At 65.6% G+C, this 16,992-nt stretch carries 16 protein-coding genes; 7 read left to right on the top strand and 9 right to left on the bottom strand.

What is annotated here, in order from left to right; translation table 11 throughout:
* Positions 1–112 precede the first annotated feature (112 nt).
* The 4 genes from Q0Q36_RS10960 to lepB are packed head-to-tail and all read right to left on the bottom strand — an operon-like array spanning position 113 to position 3,081.
* Positions 113–658 (bottom strand): sugar O-acetyltransferase, encoded by a 546-nt coding sequence (locus tag Q0Q36_RS10960; RefSeq protein WP_293798123.1) that lies wholly within the window; start codon positions 656–658, stop codon positions 113–115.
* Positions 659–675: 17 nt separating this feature from the next.
* Positions 676–1,593: a GTPase Era gene (gene era / locus Q0Q36_RS10965; protein ID WP_293798125.1), complete on the bottom strand. Its 918-nt coding sequence runs from the start codon at positions 1,591–1,593 to the stop codon at positions 676–678.
* Positions 1,586–2,308, bottom strand: a complete 723-nt coding sequence (gene rnc, locus Q0Q36_RS10970) for a ribonuclease III (RefSeq protein ID WP_293798232.1) — start codon at positions 2,306–2,308, stop codon at positions 1,586–1,588. The genes era and rnc overlap by 8 nt, the downstream gene beginning before the upstream one ends.
* Before the next feature lie 5 nt (positions 2,309–2,313).
* Entirely contained in the window at positions 2,314–3,081 is a 768-nt protein-coding gene (lepB, locus tag Q0Q36_RS10975; protein ID WP_293798126.1) for a signal peptidase I, read from the bottom strand.
* A 233-nt stretch (positions 3,082–3,314) separates the two neighbouring features.
* On the opposite strand from lepB, the gene aqpZ reads away from it, so the two are divergent.
* Positions 3,315–4,028 (top strand): aquaporin Z, encoded by a 714-nt coding sequence (gene aqpZ / locus Q0Q36_RS10980; RefSeq protein WP_293798127.1) that lies wholly within the window; start codon positions 3,315–3,317, stop codon positions 4,026–4,028.
* 104 nt (positions 4,029–4,132) lie between these two features.
* Here the strand turns inward: aqpZ and acpS are convergent, their stop codons facing one another.
* Positions 4,133–4,534, bottom strand: coding sequence for a holo-ACP synthase (gene acpS / locus Q0Q36_RS10985; protein ID WP_293798128.1), 402 nt, complete (start codon positions 4,532–4,534; stop codon positions 4,133–4,135).
* A gap of 80 nt (positions 4,535–4,614) precedes the next feature.
* Entirely contained in the window at positions 4,615–5,364 is a 750-nt protein-coding gene (locus Q0Q36_RS10990; RefSeq protein ID WP_293798130.1) for a pyridoxine 5'-phosphate synthase, read from the bottom strand.
* Between the two features lie 217 nt (positions 5,365–5,581).
* Between Q0Q36_RS10990 and Q0Q36_RS10995 the strand changes: the two genes are divergently transcribed.
* The 3 genes from Q0Q36_RS10995 to Q0Q36_RS11005 all read left to right on the top strand — a co-directional run bounded on the left by Q0Q36_RS10995 (position 5,582) and on the right by Q0Q36_RS11005 (position 10,250).
* The gene (locus tag Q0Q36_RS10995; RefSeq protein WP_293798131.1) at positions 5,582–7,294 is read left to right on the top strand and encodes a DUF87 domain-containing protein; all 1,713 of its coding nucleotides are present in this window, start codon (positions 5,582–5,584) and stop codon (positions 7,292–7,294) included.
* A 97-nt stretch (positions 7,295–7,391) separates the two neighbouring features.
* A complete protein-coding gene (gene rpoZ, locus Q0Q36_RS11000) occupies positions 7,392–7,781 on the top strand; it encodes a DNA-directed RNA polymerase subunit omega (RefSeq protein WP_199092769.1) in 390 nt (129 codons plus the stop codon).
* A 258-nt stretch (positions 7,782–8,039) separates the two neighbouring features.
* Positions 8,040–10,250: a bifunctional (p)ppGpp synthetase/guanosine-3',5'-bis(diphosphate) 3'-pyrophosphohydrolase gene (locus Q0Q36_RS11005; protein ID WP_265058840.1), complete on the top strand. Its 2,211-nt coding sequence runs from the start codon at positions 8,040–8,042 to the stop codon at positions 10,248–10,250.
* 219 nt (positions 10,251–10,469) lie between these two features.
* Here Q0Q36_RS11005 and Q0Q36_RS11010 read toward each other — a convergent pair whose 3' ends face one another.
* Complete coding sequence (locus Q0Q36_RS11010; RefSeq protein ID WP_293798136.1) at positions 10,470–11,309, bottom strand: LysR family transcriptional regulator; 840 nt, start codon at positions 11,307–11,309, stop codon at positions 10,470–10,472.
* 112 nt (positions 11,310–11,421) lie between these two features.
* On the opposite strand from Q0Q36_RS11010, the gene Q0Q36_RS11015 reads away from it, so the two are divergent.
* The 3 genes from Q0Q36_RS11015 to parC all read left to right on the top strand — a co-directional run bounded on the left by Q0Q36_RS11015 (position 11,422) and on the right by parC (position 14,999).
* Positions 11,422–11,805, top strand: coding sequence for a tautomerase family protein (locus tag Q0Q36_RS11015; protein WP_265058842.1), 384 nt, complete (start codon positions 11,422–11,424; stop codon positions 11,803–11,805).
* Between the two features lie 63 nt (positions 11,806–11,868).
* Positions 11,869–12,630 carry a DNA repair protein RecO gene (recO, locus tag Q0Q36_RS11020; RefSeq protein WP_293798139.1) on the top strand — a complete coding sequence of 254 codons (762 nt, stop codon included), beginning with the start codon at positions 11,869–11,871 and terminating at the stop codon, positions 12,628–12,630.
* Between the two features lie 122 nt (positions 12,631–12,752).
* Positions 12,753–14,999: a DNA topoisomerase IV subunit A gene (gene parC, locus Q0Q36_RS11025; protein ID WP_293798140.1), complete on the top strand. Its 2,247-nt coding sequence runs from the start codon at positions 12,753–12,755 to the stop codon at positions 14,997–14,999.
* A gap of 172 nt (positions 15,000–15,171) precedes the next feature.
* Here the strand turns inward: parC and Q0Q36_RS11030 are convergent, their stop codons facing one another.
* Together Q0Q36_RS11030 and Q0Q36_RS11035 are read right to left on the bottom strand one after the other, a co-directional pair.
* Positions 15,172–15,771, bottom strand: a complete 600-nt coding sequence (locus tag Q0Q36_RS11030; protein ID WP_293798141.1) for a hypothetical protein — start codon at positions 15,769–15,771, stop codon at positions 15,172–15,174.
* Between the two features lie 95 nt (positions 15,772–15,866).
* The gene (locus Q0Q36_RS11035; protein ID WP_293798143.1) at positions 15,867–16,889 is read right to left on the bottom strand and encodes a DUF2336 domain-containing protein; all 1,023 of its coding nucleotides are present in this window, start codon (positions 16,887–16,889) and stop codon (positions 15,867–15,869) included.
* Positions 16,890–16,992 lie beyond the last annotated feature (103 nt).

Below are 16,992 nucleotides of genomic sequence, written 5' to 3' on the forward strand. Positions count from 1 at the left end.
AGGCGTGAAAATGGAAGCAAAACGCGTTCGAACAATGTCTTTCGCGACTGAAATTTGACAAGTTACAAGCGTTGGCCGTGTCACCTTGACGCAGCGTGACGGTACCTCTGCGTCAGGCCCGCAGGCGGGCCGGGTTGCCGACTGCGGTGCGGCCGGTAGGCACGTCGCGCGTGACCACGCTGCCCGCGCCTATGATGGCGTCGTCGCCGATCGTCACTCCGGGCAGGATGATGGCGCCGCCGCCGATCCAGACATTGCGCCCGATCACGACCCGGCGCCCGAATTCCAGCATCTGCCGGCGCTGTTCGGGATCGCGCGGATGGTCGGCGGTCAGAATCTGCACGCTGGGGCCGATCTGCGTGCCGTCGCCGATCGTGACCGCGACGACATCGAGGATGATGCAGTTGAAGTTGAGGAAGACGCCATCGCCGAGGCTGATGTTGTAGCCGTAGTCGCAATGGAAGGGTGGGCGGATGACGACGTCCCGCCCGACATGGCCGAAGGCTTCGCGCAACAGCGCCGGCCGCTGTTCCGGCGTCGCGCCGGTCGCATTGAAGCGCTCCATCCAGGCGCTGATGCGACGGTTATCGGCGATAAGCTCGGGGCTGTCGGCCCGGTAGAGCTCGCCGGCCAGCATCTTGTCCTTCTCGCTGCGCATCGCGTTGTCCGCGCCGCTCAGGCTTTGCCCTTGGGGAACTCCAGCCCCATCTCGCGATAGCGCTCCGGATCGTCGCTCCAGTTCTCGCGCACCTTCACGAAGAGGAAGAGATGGACCTTGGCCTCGGCCGCCTCGGCGATCTCGACGCGGGCTCTCTGGCCGATCGCCTTGATCGTCTGGCCGCCTTCGCCGAGCACGATCTTCCGCTGGCCTTCGCGCTCGACATAGATCGTCTGCTCGATGCGGACGGAGCCGTCCGGCTTCTGCTGCCAGCTCTCGGTTTCGACCGTCGAGCGATAGGGCAGCTCATCATGCAGCCGCTCGAACATCTTCTCGCGGGTGATCTCGGCGGCGAGGAAGCGCAAGGGCGCGTCCGAGATCTGGTCTTCCGGATAGAGCCAGGGGCCGAGCGGCAGGCGCTTCTCCAGCCAGGCCAGGATGTCCTTGACGCCATAGCCGGTCAGCGCTGCGACCATGAAGGTCGTCTCGAAGCTGCCGCGCTCGTTCACCTTGGCGGTGATATCGAGCAGCTTCTCTTTCGGCACCGTGTCGATCTTGTTCAGGATCAGGAATTTCGGCTGCTTCAGCTCGGCGAGCTTCTCGAACAGCGCCGTGTTCTCCTCATGGTCGAAGCGCGCGACATCGACGAGCACGCCGATCAGGTCGGCATCGGTGGCACCGCCCCAGGCGCTCGTGACCATCGCGCGGTCGAGCCGGCGCTTGGGCGCGAAGATGCCGGGTGTATCGACGAAAATGATCTGCGCCGTGCCCGAAAGGGCGATGCCGCGTACCTGCGTCCGCGTCGTCTGGACCTTGCGCGAGACGATCGAGATCTTGGCGCCGACGAGCTGGTTCAGCAGCGTCGACTTGCCGGCGTTCGGCGCGCCGATCAGCGCGACGAAGCCGCAGCGCGTGGCTTGATCGGTTTCAGACATTCTCGCCTTCCGGGTTCTCGTTCCACAGGCCTTCGCGCTTGAGGAACGTTTCGGCCGCGGCCTGTTCGGCCAGCCGCTTGGATGGGCCGCGCGCCTCGGCGTCGGCAAGCCCCGTGATCCTGGCGGCAACGACGAAGACCGGTGCGTGGTCGGGGCCGGAGCGGCCGCGCTCGCTATAGGTCGGCGTTGGGTAGCCGCGTCCCTGCGCCCATTCCTGCAGCGCCGTCTTGGCGTCGCGTAAGGGGCGGACCGGCTTCAGCATGCGCTCGCCGAAGGCGCGCTCGACCAGCGCGCGGGCAGCGTCATAGCCGCCGTCGATGAAGACGGCCCCGATGATCGCCTCGCAGGCATCGGCCAGGATCGCCTTGTTCTTGCGGGCGCCGCCCAGGATCTCGCCTTCGCCCAGCCGCATGAACTGGCCGAGATTCCAGCCGAGAGCGACCTCGGCGCAGGTCTCCTTGCGAACGAGATCGGCGAGCCGGCGTGAGAGATTGCCTTCCTCCGACTGCGGGAACTGGCGGAATAGCAGGTCGGCCACCGACAGGCCGAGCACGCGATCGCCGAGGAATTCGAGTCGCTGGTAGCTGGCGAGGCGCGAACCCTCGGCGCTCATATGGGTGAGAGCGGTCGCGAGAAGGCTCGGGTCCGAGAAACGGTGCCCGAGCGCGGCTTCGAGCCGCGCCGTGTCCGGGGCCTTGCGCCCGCCGTCGCCCACCTTGCTCACTTGATGGTGCTGAACAGACGGTTCCAGCGAACCGTGTAAGGCCATTCCCAGATCTTCCAGGCCGAGGCGCCGTCCTCGATCGAGAAGAAGATGATCTCGGCCCGCCCGACGAAATTCTCGAAAGGCACGTAGCCGACGCTGCGGTCGCGCGAGTCCAGCGAGTTGTCGCGGTTGTCGCCCATCATGAAGAAATGGCCGGGTGGCACGACGAAGACCTGCGTGTTGTCGAAGGTGCCGGTATCGCCCTCGCGCTCGATGATCTCATGGCTGACGCCGTTCGGCAGCGTTTCGATATAGCGGATCACCGGGACGCTGCGGCCCCAATTGTCGCTGGTCACATAGTCGGCGATGCGCTCGCGCTTCACCGGCTGGTTGTTGATGTGCAGGATGCCGTCGATCATCTGGATGCGGTCACCCGGCAGGCCGATGACGCGCTTGATATAATCGGTCGACCCGTCGCTCGGCAGCTTGAATACGGCGATATCGCCGCGCTTCGGCTCGGCCGCCCAAATCCTCCCTGAGAACAGCGGCGGGCTGAACGGGATCGAATGCTTCGAATAGCCGTAGGTGTATTTCGACACGAACAGGTAGTCGCCGATCAGCAGCGTCGGGATCAGCGAGCCCGAGGGGATGTTGAAGGGCTGGAACAGCAGGGTGCGGATGACCAGCGCAATGAGCAGCGCCTGGACGACGACCTTGATCGTCTCGAAGACGCCGCCTTCTTCCTTGGCCGCCTTGCTTTTGCTGTCGACGTCGTTGGCCACGCGGGCGCTCCTGAGGCTGCGATCCAGCGCGCGGTCTAGCCGACTATCGCGCCTGCGACAACGCGCAAGAGCGGTAAGGGGGAAGGGCGCCAATCGATTGGCGAAGAGATGGCAAACGCGACTCCAGAACGGGAAAGCGGCAGCATCAGGGCGATTCTCACCCCAGAGACAGATTGACGGCCCACATTTTCGTCAACAGCATCGTTTGGCGCGACACTTTGGGGGAATCACTCATGAGTACGAAGAAGCTCGTCGCCGAAGCCATCGGCACGTTCTGGTTGACCTTTGCGGGTTGCGGCAGTGCTGTGATCGCCGCAGGATTTCCAAATGTGGGTATCGGGTTGCTCGGCGTTTCGCTCGCGTTCGGCCTGACGGTCGTGACGATGGCCTATGCCATCGGCCATATCTCCGGCTGCCATCTCAATCCGGCGGTGACGGTCGGCCTCGCAGCCGGCGGGCGTTTCCCGGCGGGGCAGGTCGTTCCTTACATCGTGGCGCAGGTGATCGGCGCCATCGTCGCTGCGGGCGTCCTCTATCTCATTGCACGCGGCGCGCCGGGTTTCGATCTCGCCGGTGGCTTCGCCTCGAACGGCTACGCCGAACATTCGCCCGGCAAGTACAACCTCGTCTCGGCCTTCCTGATGGAAGTCGTGATGACCATGATGTTCCTCTTCATCATCATGGGCTCGACCCATGGCAAGGCGCCGGCCGGCTTCGCGCCGCTCGCGATCGGCCTCGGCCTATGCCTGATCCATCTCGTCAGCATTCCCGTGACGAATACCTCGGTGAATCCGGCCCGCAGCACCGGCCCGGCACTCTTCGTCGGTGGTTGGGCCATCCAGCAGCTCTGGCTGTTCTGGGTGGCGCCGCTGCTCGGCGGCGTGCTCGGCGGCGTGACCTATCGCTGGCTGAGCGACGAGCCGACCGGCGAGGTCACCGGCCGCTGAGCGGCCGGGCAGGCCATTAGCGCTCCAAAAGCCGCCGCCGTTCCGGTGCATCGCCAAAGTGGTGCCCCGGAATGGCGGCGGTTTGCGTTTGCAGAGGAAGAGCCTCAGCCGACCGGCCGCGCCTCGATCACCACGAATGCCTGCGCCAGCGGCGGATCGTCCGTCAGCGAGATATGGACGACGGCCTCATGGCCGGGCGGCGTCATGGCCTTCAGCCGCTCTGCGGCGCCGCCAGTCAATCGCATGGTCGGACGCCCACCCGGCAGGTTGACGACCTCCATGTCGCGCCAGAAGACGCCGTGGCTCATGCCGGTGCCCAGCGCCTTCGAGCAGGCCTCCTTCGCCGCGAAGCGACGCGCATAGGAAGCCGCGCGGGTCGCGCGGCGATCCGATTTCTTACGCTCGCCTTCGGTGAAGACGCGATGCGTGAAGCGTTCGCCGAAACGCTCGAGCGAACGCTCGATCCGGGTGATGTCGCAGAGGTCGGAGCCGATGCCGAGGATCATGCTGGCGATGTAGCGTGCTTTTCGCCGGACAGGAACAGCTTCCCGAAATCGGATCGGGTTACCTGAGGCCGAATGAGAGCTCAGCGCCCGCTGCGGCCCTCGTCCATGGCCTGCCGCATCCGGCGGATCGCTTCTTCGAGGCCGATGAAGATGGCTTCGCCAACCAGGAAATGGCCGATATTGAACTCGACGAAGGCCGGCACGCGGGCGAGCGTGCGCGCCGTGTCGTAGTCGAGGCCGTGCCCGGCATGAACTTCCAGCCCGAGCTTGGTGCCCAGCGCCGCGCCGCTCGCCAGCCGCTGGAACTCAGCCTCCGCCTTGGCCGTCTCGCCGTCGATGAGGGCATGGCACCAACTGCCGGTATGCAGTTCGATGACCGGCGCTCCGAGCTTGGCGGCCATCGCGATCGGCGCCTCGTCCGGCTCGATGAACAGCGAGACGCGGCTGCCAGCCGCTTTCAGGCGGGCAATGGCGGGTTTCAGATGGCTTTCCTGCCCGACGACATCGAGGCCGCCCTCGGTGGTGCGTTCCTCGCGCTTTTCCGGCACGAGGCAGGCCGCATGCGGCTTGAGCCGTTCCGCCAGTGCGATCATTTCCTCGGTCGCGCCCATCTCGAAATTGAGCGGCTTGGTCAATTCGCTGGCCAGGCGCTCCATATCAGCGTCGCGGATATGGCGGCGGTCTTCGCGCAGATGGGCTGTGATGCCGTCGGCGCCGGAGGCGATGGCGAGATGCGCTGCGCGGACCGGATCGGGCAGGGCGCCGCCGCGCGCGTTCCGCACCGTGGCGACATGGTCGATGTTGACGCCCAGACGAAGCCGATCGGCCATGGCGCATTCCCCCTGTTCGTTCGAGACCTGCTTAAACGAAAGCGGCATCTCGGCTCAATGCAGGGATTGTGATGCCGGGCCCACGAATTGTGATCGGTGCCCGCAAGCCGCGAAGCCATTACGATTCGTTGAAGCGGAATGGCTGCGTGTTGTGAAGGTAATCGTAACCGAAACTCCGTAACGTCGACTGAGGACATCACAGAGTTTCAGTTGGCCGATGCAACTCCCCTTGAAGAATGCGGCTTTCCAGAGCGATGTCCTTCCGGACAGGCGCGAGGCAAACCAGCCGCCGGAGCGGGCGCTCGGCCGCGTTATTGCCTGCGACGGCTCGCGGGCCACGATTCTCAGCGCGGTTTCCACCGGAAACTGGCTGGCCGGCGATGCCTGGGCCATTGGTCGGATGGTCTCGATCAATCTGGGTTCGAGCCGCATCGTCGCGCTGGTCTACAAGCTGCACGCCGTCGAGCCGGCCTGGAGCGAGGCCGAGGAGAACCCGATCCAGGTCGAGGTGGAATTCCTCGGCGAGGTGTTGGAAAGCGCCGATGGCCGCACGCGCTTTCAGAGCGGCATCAGCACCTTTCCGCCGATCGGCGCGATCGCCCATCGCATCAGGGCGGGGGACCTGTCGCTCGTTCATGATCTGGGGGAGCGCTCCGGCGTCGAGATCGGCCATGTGTCGCAGGATGTGAGCATTCCGGCCACCGTCAGCGTCCAGGACATGCTCTCGCGCCATTTCGCCCTGGTCGGGACCACCGGCGTCGGCAAGTCGAGTGCGGTCGCGCTGCTGCTGCGCCGTGCCGTTTCCGTGCGCCCGCGGCTGCGCGTGCTCATCCTCGATCCGCATAACGAGTATTCCAGCGCCTTTCCGGACCTCGCCCTGACCATCGACGGCGAGAGCCTCGATCTGCCTTTCTGGATGTTCAAGCAGGAGGAGCTGGCCGAGGTCGTGTTCCGCGGGCGTGCCGTCCTCGACGACGAGCCGGATATCCTGCGAGAGGTCGTGGCGGCGGCGCGGGCGCGCTACCGCATGCCCAGCGGGCAGGAGCTGGCGCGCGATCTCGGCTCCAGTCTCTTGAAGCGCCCGCTCGACCTCGGCATCTCGCGCCAGTCGCAGGAACCTCAGCAAGCGGGCGGCGCCGTCGATGCGGCGACACCCTATCGCCTCAAGGACGCATTCGCGGTCATCGACGAGATGATCGGCCTGCACGAGCAGCGCTGGCCTCGCGCCGCCCTGCGCTCGCTCAAGGTGCGGCTGGAATCGCTGCATGCCGATCCGCGCTACCGCTTCATGTTCGGCCGCGCCAACATGTACGAGACGGTCGCGCCGATCCTGGCACAGGTCTTCCGCATCCCGATGCATGGCCGGCCGATCACGGCCTTCCAACTCGGCGGCCTGCCGGGAGAAGTCGTGAACGCGGTGGCTTCGGTGCTGTCGCGCTTGGCCTTCGATCTTGCGAGCGCGAGCCTGGGCGCCTGCGAGATCCTGGTGCTCTGCGAGGAGGCGCATCGCTATGTGCCCTCCGATCCCAAGCTGGGTTTCGCCCCGACGCGGCAGGCGCTTGCCCGTATCGCCAAGGAGGGACGCAAATACGGCGCCTATCTCGGCATCGTGACGCAACGCCCGGGCGAACTCGATTCGACCATCCTGTCGCAATGCTCGACAATCTTCGCGATGCGGCTGGCCAACGAGCGCGATCAGCAGATCATCCGCTCGGCGATTTCCGACGCCTCCGCCAGCACGATCAACTTCCTGTCCTCGATCGGCAATCGCGAGGCGATCGCCTTCGGCGAGGGCGTCGCCACGACGATGCGGATGCGCTTCGCCGAGCTCAAGCCGCACGAATTGCCGGCGATGGGCGCGCGCGGCGGCGAGGTCGTGGGCCGGCTGGAGCCGACGCTGGACGATATGGTCAGGCGGATGCGTGCCTGAGGGGGCGGCCTGCGAATTTCTTGCATCGCGGTGGCTTTGCCTGTAAGGCCGTGCTCAATCCATTTCCCTGCATCGCTGAGATCGGAAGAAGCCGGCCATGGCTCGCGTTACCGTTGAAGACTGCATCGACAAGGTCGAGAACCGCTTCGAGCTGGTGCTGCTCGCCAGCCACCGCGCGCGGATGATCCAGTCGGGCTCGTCGATCCTCGTCGCTCGCGACAACGACAAGAACCCCGTCGTCGCGCTGCGCGAGATCGCCGACGAGAAGCTCAAGCCCGAGGATCTCAAGGAAGACCTGATCCACTCACTGCAGAAGCATGTCGAGGTCGACGAGCCGGAGCAGGAGACCGTTCCGCTGCTCGCCAGCCCCACGAGCGCCGCGACGCCCGACAGCGAAGTCCAGTTCGACCGCATGAGCGAAGAGGATCTGCTGCGCGGCCTCGACGGCCTCGTGCCGCCGACCGAGAGCGCCGACGACGAGGATTGATCCTCAAAGCATCGGCCCGAAAAGTGGTACGCGGTTTTCGGACAAAGCCGATGCAAAACCAAAGAGCCCGAGTATCGGGCTGAGAAGTTCGTGACTTCGATCGGATGTGAATCGATTGTTCACCGTTTCCCAGTAAAGCCCGGCAGTGCCGGGCTTTTTTCATGGCCCTCATCCGGAAAACGCCTTGCTGCCGCCGATGCCTGTGCAAATAATAATGCGTTGCAATGATCGCAGGATAGGATTGGGGCCCGTATGGGCATGATGCGGCAATATGAACTCGTCGATCGGGTCAGGAGCTATAACCCGAATACCGACGAGGACCTGCTCAACCGGGCCTATGTCTACGCCATGCGCGCGCATGGCACGCAGAAGCGCGCCTCCGGCGATCCGTTCTTCGCGCATCCGCTCGAAGTCGCGGCGATCCTGACCGATCTCAAGCTTGACGATGCCACCATCGTCGCCGCCGTCCTGCATGATACGGTTGAGGACACGGCCGCGACGCTGGAAGAGATCGAGACCATGTTCGGGCCGGATATCCGCCGGCTCGTCGACGGCCTCACCAAGATCAAGAAGCTCGACCTCGTCTCGAAGAAGGCGGCGCAGGGCGAGAACTTCCGCAAGCTTCTGCTCGCCATCGCCGACGATATCCGTGTCCTGCTGGTGAAGCTCGCGGATCGCCTGCACAATATGCGGACGCTCCATTTCGTCCCGCCCGAGAAGCGCCTGCGCATCGCCGAGGAGACGATCGAGATCTATGCGCCGCTCGCTGGCCGCATGGGCATGCAGGAACTGCGCGAGGAGCTGGAGGAGCTTTCCTTCCGTCATATCAAGCCCGAGGCCCACGCCACCGTGACCAAGCGGCTGGAGGAAGTGACCGCGCGGGAAGGCAAGGTCATCGGCGAGATCGAGGAGGATCTGAAGGGCAAGCTCGCCGCCAGCGGCATCCAGGCCGAGGTCTTCGGGCGGCGCAAGCGGCCTTATTCGATCTGGAAGAAGATGGAGCGCAAGTCGGTCTCCTTCGAGCAGCTCTCCGACATCTTCGGCTTCCGCGTCATCGTCGAGAAGCCGGAGGATTGCTACCGGGTGCTCGGCATCGTCCATATGACCTGGCCAATGGTACCGGGCCGCTACAAGGATTACATCTCGACGCCCAAGCAGAACGACTATCGGTCGATCCATACGACGGTCGTCGGCCCCGGCCATAGCCGCGTCGAACTACAGATCCGCACAGACAACATGGACCGCATCGCCGAATACGGCATTGCCGCCCACGCCCATTACAAGGATGGCCGGGCCGGCCAGCCGATCGGCCTCGCCGATGAGAGCCGCGCCTATCAATGGCTGCGCCGCACCGTCGACCTGCTGGCCGAGGGCGACAGTCCCGAGGAGTTCCTCGAACACACCAAGCTCGAGCTCTTCCACGACCAGGTCTTCTGCTTCACGCCGAAGGGGCGGCTCATCGCCCTGCCGCGCGGCGCGACGCCGATCGATTTCGCCTATGCCGTCCATACCGATGTCGGCAACAGCGCCGTCGGCGCCAAGATCAATGGCCGCATCGCGCCGCTTCTGACGGAATTGCAGAACGGCGACGAGGTCGAGATCACCCGTGCCGATGGGCAGGCGCCGCCGGCCGCTTGGGAATCGCTCGTCGTCACCGGCAAGGCCCGCGCCGCGATCCGCCGCGCCACCCGCGCCGCGGTGCGCCGCCAGTATGCCGGCCTCGGTCGCCAGATTCTCGAGCGGGCCTTCTCCCGTGCCGAGCGCGCCTTCTCCGACGACAAGCTCAAGGCGGCACTGAAGCGCCTTGCCCGCAACACGGTCGACGACGTGCTCGCGGCCGTCGGGCGCGGCGAGATGTATTCCGGCGACGTGGTCAAGGCGGTCTATCCGGATCTCGAACCCGAGAAGCGTGGCTCCTCCGACGGTAAGCCGGGCGCGGCTGCCAATGGCAAGGGCTGGTTCGAATTGCGCCAGGGCGAGAACCTCAAGTTCAAGCTGCCTGGAGAGGAGCCGGACACGGCGATCCCGATCCGGGGCCTTGGCGGCGACCTGCCGGTACGCTTCGCACCGCATGGCGGCGCCGTGCCGGGCGACCGCATCGTCGGCATCCTGACGCCGGGCGAGGGCGTGACGATCTACCCGATCCAGTCGCCGGCGCTCGCTGCCTTCGACAACGAGCCGGATCGCTGGCTCGATGTCCGCTGGGACCTCGACGACAAGGTGCCGCAGCGCTTCCCGGCGCGCATCGCCCTGAAATCGATCAACGAGCCCGGCTCGCTCGCCCAGATCACCACCACGATCGCCGAGCATGACGGGAACATCGATTCCGTCTCGATGAACCGACCGAACCAGGACTTCACCGACGTCACTATCGACCTCACGGTCTGGGACCTGAAGCACCTTTCGGCGATCATCAGCGAGTTGCGCGAGAAGCGGGTGATCAGCAGGGTGGAGCGCGTGGTCGGGTAGGGCAAGCCAGCCATTATGCCGGGCCGGCCGTAGGCCTGACCCCGAAATCACCTTTGTCATTCCGGGGCTTCGCGTAGCGAAGAACCCGGAACCCACGGCTGGGCGAGCGGCTCTTCATGCGGCATGGGATGTCTCACCCGGTCGTGGGTTCCGGGCTCGCGCCTGTGGCGCGCCCCGGAATGACAAAGGGTGCGGTCTCAGCGCAGGAGCGACCAGCCACTACCCCCGGAACGCCGCCGCAAGCTCCCGCACGAAAGCGCCCGCGCGCGGCGACGCGACATTGCTCCGAAGCACGACCTGTGATCCGCCGAGCGACGGCAGGTTCCATGCGGGACCGATATCGATCGTGCCTGCTGGTGCGATTCGCGTGGCCAGTGGCGAGACACCGAGCCCGACCTGAACGGCCGCCGCAACTGCCGCCATGCCGCCGCCGACGAAGGCTTCGCGCCAGGCGATGCCGGCACGATCCAATGTATCCATGCTGTGCCGGCGCAAACGGCATTCGGCGACGAGGCTGACGAGTGGCACGGGCGCATCGGCCTGCCGAACGAGACCAGGCGCCGCGAACCAGCCGACCGGATCGTCGCGCAGGACCTCTCCGGTCCGTCCGGCCGCGAGCCGGCGGACGATCACGACATCGAGTTCGCCACGTTCCAAAGCTTCTTCCAGCATCCGCGACGGCTCGATCCGCAGATTGATGACGATGCCGGGGTCATGGGCCGTCAGGCGTGCCAGCACCGCGGGAACCTCGGCCCCGACAGCCTGCTCGCTGATGCCGACCGCGATATGCTCCGGCGTGACCGCAAAGGCCGCGAGCGCCTTGCCATGCGCCGCCAGCAACTCACGCGCGGCCGGCAGGAAGCGCTCGCCCTCCGCAGTCAGACGAACAAGGCGGGGATGTCGCTGCAGCAGCATTCGGCCGAGCCCTTCTTCGAGGCGTTTGACCCGCGTGCTGACCAGCGATTGCGTCGTGCCGAGTGCCTCGGCGGCGCGGGTGAAGCTCTTCAGCTCGGCCGCACGCAGGAAGGAGGCGACCGCGTCGATGTCCAGAGTGCTCATAAATCATGATACCATATCATTGATATCAGCATAGATATGATTATCAACTTATCGGAAGCGACCTATGGTGTTCTTCGAAAGGCGCGGTTGCGCCTCGACACGGAGAGAGACCATGCCCCTCATCAGGATTTCCATGCGCCGTGGCCGCCCGGCTTCCGAGCCGGCCGCCATCATCGACGGCGTCTACAAGGCGCTGCGCGAGACTTTCGAGGTGCCGGAGAAAGACCTCTTCGCCGTCGTCCACCAGCACGATGCCGACGAGTTCGTCTTCGACGCCAATTATTTCGGCTTCAACCGCAGCGACAGGCTGGTGATCATTCAGCTCACCGTCGCCAATACGCGCGGCGTCACGCAGAAGAAGAAGCTCTACGCCGCGATCGTCGAGAACCTCATGAAGGAGCCCGGCCTGAAGCCGGACGACATCTTCATCAACCTCGTCGAGGTCAAGCGCGAGGACTGGTCCTTCGGCGGCGGCATCGCGCAATACGTGGCGTGAGGCGCGTGGGGCGCGCAGGCACGCAGTTTCCTCCCGAGCGCTCCTGTCCTAAATCCTGTCTTCATGGAATGGACCGACGAGGGCACGATCATCGGCCTCAAGGCTCATGGCGAAAGCGCCGTGATCCTGGAGGCGATGACGCGCGAGCATGGCCGCCATCTCGGCCTCGTCAGGGCCGGGCGCTCCGCCAAGGCCCAGGCCTCGCTCCAGCCCGGCAACAATGTCTCGCTGACCTGGCGCGCCCGGCTCGACGAGCATCTCGGCGAGTACAAGGTCGAATTGCTGACCTCCCATGCCGCCCGCCTGATCGCCGCGCCGGTCGCGCTCTACGGGCTCGGCACCATCGCCGGCCTGCTGCGCCTGCTGCCTGAGCGCGATCCGCATCCCGGCCTCTATGAAGGGCTGTCCGTCCTCGTTGCCCATCTCGACGAGGCGGAGATGGCGCCGGCCCTGATCATCCGCTTCGAACTGGCGATGCTGACGGAGCTGGGCTTCGGGCTCGATCTCGCACGCTGCGCCGTCACCGGCTCGCCCGACGATCTCAGCCATGTCTCGCCGAAATCCGGCAAGGCGGTCAGTCGGAAGGCTGCGCAGCCCTATCTGGACCGCCTGCTGAAGCTGCCCTCGTTTCTCGTCGAAGGGCAGGGCGGGCGCCGGCCGTCACCCGCCGATATCCTCTCGGGCTTCGCCCTCACGGGCTTCTTCCTGCGCCGCCATATCCTCGATCCGCGCGGCCTGCGCGAGCCTCCTGAGCGGGCGCGACTGGTTGAAATGGCGACGCGGGCCGCGGCGAATGCGCCGCCAGCCGAATCATCCACCGGCTAAGCGCGAAAAGGCCGCCCCTGCGTTTGCGCGGGGGGCTTCGTACCTGCATTGTTCTGGCGGGCCGATTCGCGACGTGCCATAGAGCAGGCGCGAATTTTGGACAGCACGAGGGCTGACGCAGCATGGGCAAACCGGTCGATCCGCCGCCGGAAGACGAGTCCGAGCGCATCGATCTGAAATCGGCGCTCGAAGAGCGCTATCTCGCCTATGCGCTCTCCACGATCATGCACCGCGCCCTGCCGGATGCGCGCGACGGCCTGAAGCCGGTCCATCGCCGCATCCTGCATGCCATGCGGCTGCTCCGGCTCGATCCCGGTCAGGTCCACAAGAAATGCGCCCGCATCGTCGGCGACGTCATCGGCAAGTTCCACCCGCATGGCGATCAGTCGGTCTATGACGCGCTGGTCCGCCTCGCGCAGGATTTCGCCCAGCGCTACCCACTCGTCGACGGGCAGGGCAATTTCGGCAATATCGACGGCGATAACGCCGCCGCCTATCGTTACACTGAAGCGCGGATGACTGAGGTCGCGCGCCTCCTGCTCGATGGCATCGACGAGGACGCGGTCGATTTCCGCGAGACCTATAATGGCGAGGACGAGGAGCCGGTCGTGCTCCCGGCCGCCTTCCCGAACCTGCTCGCCAACGGCTCGCAAGGCATCGCGGTCGGCATGGCGACCTCGATCCCGCCGCATAATGCGGCTGAGCTCTGCGACGCTGCGCTCTACCTGATCCAGCACCCGGAGACCTCCTCCGAGCAGCTCATGACCTTCGTGCCCGGCCCGGATTTCCCGACCGGCGGCATCATCGTCGAGAGCCGGGCCTCGATGGCGGAGACCTACCGCACCGGCCGCGGCGCCTTCCGCACCCGCGCGCGCTGGCATGTCGAGGACCAGGGCCGCGGCACCTGGCTCGCGGTCGTCACCGAGATTCCCTACATGGTCTCGAAGGGCCGGTTGATCGAGAAGATCGCTGAGCTGCTCAACGACAAGAAGCTGCCGCTGGTCGCGGATCTGCGCGACGAGTCGGCCGAGGACATCCGCATCGTCATCGAGCCGCGCGCCCGCAATGTCGATCCCAACCTGATGATGGAATCGCTGTTCCGGCTGTCCGAGCTCGAAGCGCGCATTTCCATGAATATGAACGTGCTGACCGGCGGGCTGGTGCCGCGCGTGCTCGGCCTCGCCGAGGCTCTGCGCGCCTGGCTCGACCATCGCCGCGAGGTCTTGCAGCGGCGCTCGCGCTTCCGGCTCGGCCAGATCGACAAGCGCCTCGAAATCCTGCGCGGCCTGCTGATCGTCTATCTCGATCTCGACCGGGTGATCAAAATCATCCGCGAGGAGGACGAACCCAAGATCGAGCTGATGAAGGTATTCGACCTCACGGAGATCCAGGCCAACGCCATCCTCGACACGCGCCTGCGCGCCTTGCGCAAGCTCGAGGAGATGCAGCTCAAGACCGAGCTCGACGAATTGACCAAGGAGAAGGAGCAGATCGAGACGCTGCTCGGCTCCGAGGCGACGCAGTGGAAGACCATCGCCTGGGACATCCGGCAGGTGAAGAAGACCTTCGGCCCGGAAACCGCGATCGGCAAGCGCCGCACCGATTTCGCGGATATGCCGGAGACCGCCGATATCGACCTGACCCAGGCCATGGTCGAGCGCGAGCCGATCACGGTCGTGATCTCGAAGAAGGGCTGGATTCGCGCCCTGAAGGGCCATGTTCAGGACAAGTCGAGCTTCTCCTTCAAGGGCGACGACGCGCTCCAGACCGCCTTCTTCACCGAGACGACGGCGAAGGTGCTGGTGCTCGCCTCGAACGGCAAGGTCTTCACGCTGGATGCGTCCAAGCTCCCCGGTGGGCGCGGCTTCGGCGATCCGATCCGCCTGATGATCGAGCTGGAGGAGACGGCCGAGATCGTCTCCGCCTTCCCCTACAAGCCCGCCTCGAAGCTGCTGATGGTGACGAGCGAGGGCAGGGGCTTCGTGGCGCCGGCCGACGATGTCGTCGCCAATACCCGCAAAGGACGGCAGGTGCTCAATGTCGATGGCACCCATGTCGCGATGCTGGCCGTGCCGGCCGATGGCGACCATGTCGCGATCATCGGCGAGAACCGCAAGCTGCTCTGCTTCCCGATCTCGGAAGTGGCGGAGATGGGTCGCGGCAAGGGCGTGCGCCTGCAGCGCTACAAGGATGGCGGTCTCTCCGACGCCAAGACCTTCAACCTCGCTGATGGCCTGACCTGGCTCGACACCTCCGGTCGGACCTGGACGGTGACGCAGGCCGATCTTCTGGAATGGCTCGGCCACCGCGCCGAAGCCGGCCGCCTGCCGCCCAAGGGCTTCCCGAAGAGCAATACGTTCGGGGGGTGACGCCGCTCGGGCTTGCTGACAAGGCAGCGCGAACTGCGACGGAGAAACCCTCTCCTTACAGGAGAGGGGTTTCCCGCGCTGGAAAATTGGAACGTTTCGCCCGAGAACGACGCCAGATCAACGGCTTGCGCGCGAAACCGGAATCAATCCCGCAACCGCTTGAATCAAACCCTCAGCGGATCTGCTGCCCGACGACGCTGGCTTCGAGGCCGATCGTGAGCTTGTCGGTGACGGCCCAGAGCACGCCGGCGCGCGCCTCGGGCCGCACGGCGATATCGCTGCGGCTGAAGGGCGAGGAGACATTGGTGGCGCCATAGCGCCAGGTCTCGTTGGCTGCGCTCAATCCTGCCGAGGTGTAGAGCATGACGTCGGGCGTCACAAGAACTCCGGCCTGAACCCTGAAGGCGCCGGCGAGGTCGCGCGTGAAGGCGGCGTTGCCGAAGCTTGGATAGCCGTAGCCGCCGACGGCAGGCGCATAGTCGATCGCGCCGGCGATGCCGTAGACGAAATTGCCCTCACGTCGCATCGTTCCGGCCTCCAGCCCGATCGTCGGGCCGGCGCTGGTGCGCATATGCTTGCCGCTGGTGACCTGGAAACCAGAGGAAATCCGGGCATAGGACCCCTCCCATTTCGGCGAAAGGCTGGGGGCGTCCCAGGCGAAGGAAGGCAGCGGCGCGAAGCCGGACAGGGGCAGGAAGGCCTGTGCCTGCGCCGATGCGCCCGCGCCCATGAGAGCGGCGAGCGTCGCGGCGGAAAGAAGCGGAAGTCTCACGTCGAAAGCGTCCTCGCGACAGCGTGCCCCGTCGGAAGCTAGCATGGAGCGTGGCGAATGTCGCGGTTTTGTGGCGCGTCGGCCGCCGCCGCTGCTCAGGAGATCTTGGTCCTGAGCTTGAGGAAGCGCAGCGTCCGCTCTGCCGTCGCGAGATCGAGCTTCTCGTAGGCGTCGACATCGTCGTCGACGTCGCGCGAGGAGAAATAGAGGCGCCGCGCCCGCAATTGCAGGATGGCGCGGAAGGCCGTGGCGCCGATGCCGAGCGAGCGGCAGGCGACGGCAATGCCGCTGGAATCGCGCTGCATCAGCACGCGCAACGCCTGCTCGATCGAGATGCCGGCGATCTCCGCCAGCACTTGCGAGAGGTGATAGGCGCGATCCTCGTCAGCGAGCATGGTGAGCACGTCGTCAACCTCGCGCACCTTCGCGGCAAGGTCGGAGAGCAGCAGCTTGACCTCGAGACGCTGCTGGCGGGCCTGCCGAGCGAGCGAGACGCTCGCTTCGGTGGCGGGAGCGGAACCGCCGCCGTCGGAGAACTGCTCGACGATACGCAGCACGCGCTGCGCCCGGTTCGGAGCGAGGTCGGAACGACGGGCGAGCGCGTCGGTGATGGCGGCATCGCCCTCGCCGCGCTCGAGCAGCCGGTCGAAGCCGCGATCCGAGAAGGCCGCTCCTTCATTGGCGCTGACGGTGTGTAGAACCTTTTGGTCGCCGCGCTCGACGAGGATGTCGGTGACGCTTTCGGACAGGCGCGCACGCTCGGCGATGGCGACGAGATGCTGCTGCGACTGGCTGACCGCGATGGCGGCGAGATCGGTATCGGTCAGGACCGGCGAGAGCGACAGAACCAGCCGCGCCACCTCGGCATTACCATCGCCGCCGAGCGTGACGGCAACATTATGCGGCAGGGTCGGCAGGGTGGCGACGCGGGCGGCATAGCCCTTGCGATCCTCGTCGCCGAGATGGCTGAGCGAGCCGGCCGCGATTTCCCCGTAATGCTCCTTCACGGCCTCGTTCGGGTCGTGATCGAGCAGGAACAGGTCCGTGACGGCATGGAGGAGCTGCCGGCGCGAATCCGACGACATGTCAGCCGGCATTCGGGTCAGATTACGCAGCATGAGGCCCCCCACGGCAAAGCAGTGGTGGCACTCTGTGCAGATACGGCTTGATTTACTCTTAAGGCGGCAGCGTTCGACTCTGAACAACGGGGCGATGGCGCCC

This window comes from uncultured Allobosea sp., from assembly GCF_945957345.1.
Classification (GTDB): domain Bacteria; phylum Pseudomonadota; class Alphaproteobacteria; order Rhizobiales; family Beijerinckiaceae; genus Allobosea.

Excerpts from the sequence above, each read along its gene's own strand:
- Q0Q36_RS10960 (WP_293798123.1), bottom strand. The coding sequence starts at position 658 with ATGCGCAGCGAGAAGGACAAGATGCTGGCCGGCGAGCTCTACCGGGCC.
- era (WP_293798125.1), bottom strand. The coding sequence starts at position 1,593 with ATGTCTGAAACCGATCAAGCCACGCGCTGCGGCTTCGTCGCGCTGATC.
- aqpZ (WP_293798127.1), top strand. The coding sequence starts at position 3,315 with ATGAGTACGAAGAAGCTCGTCGCCGAAGCCATCGGCACGTTCTGGTTG.
- acpS (WP_293798128.1), bottom strand. The coding sequence starts at position 4,534 with ATGATCCTCGGCATCGGCTCCGACCTCTGCGACATCACCCGGATCGAG.
- Q0Q36_RS10990 (WP_293798130.1), bottom strand. The coding sequence starts at position 5,364 with ATGGCCGATCGGCTTCGTCTGGGCGTCAACATCGACCATGTCGCCACG.
- Q0Q36_RS10995 (WP_293798131.1), top strand. The coding sequence starts at position 5,582 with ATGCAACTCCCCTTGAAGAATGCGGCTTTCCAGAGCGATGTCCTTCCG.
- rpoZ (WP_199092769.1), top strand. The coding sequence starts at position 7,392 with ATGGCTCGCGTTACCGTTGAAGACTGCATCGACAAGGTCGAGAACCGC.
- Q0Q36_RS11005 (WP_265058840.1), top strand. The coding sequence starts at position 8,040 with ATGATGCGGCAATATGAACTCGTCGATCGGGTCAGGAGCTATAACCCG.
- Q0Q36_RS11010 (WP_293798136.1), bottom strand. The coding sequence starts at position 11,309 with ATGAGCACTCTGGACATCGACGCGGTCGCCTCCTTCCTGCGTGCGGCC.
- Q0Q36_RS11015 (WP_265058842.1), top strand. The coding sequence starts at position 11,422 with ATGCCCCTCATCAGGATTTCCATGCGCCGTGGCCGCCCGGCTTCCGAG.
- recO (WP_293798139.1), top strand. The coding sequence starts at position 11,869 with ATGGAATGGACCGACGAGGGCACGATCATCGGCCTCAAGGCTCATGGC.
- parC (WP_293798140.1), top strand. The coding sequence starts at position 12,753 with ATGGGCAAACCGGTCGATCCGCCGCCGGAAGACGAGTCCGAGCGCATC.
- Q0Q36_RS11035 (WP_293798143.1), bottom strand. The coding sequence starts at position 16,889 with ATGCTGCGTAATCTGACCCGAATGCCGGCTGACATGTCGTCGGATTCG.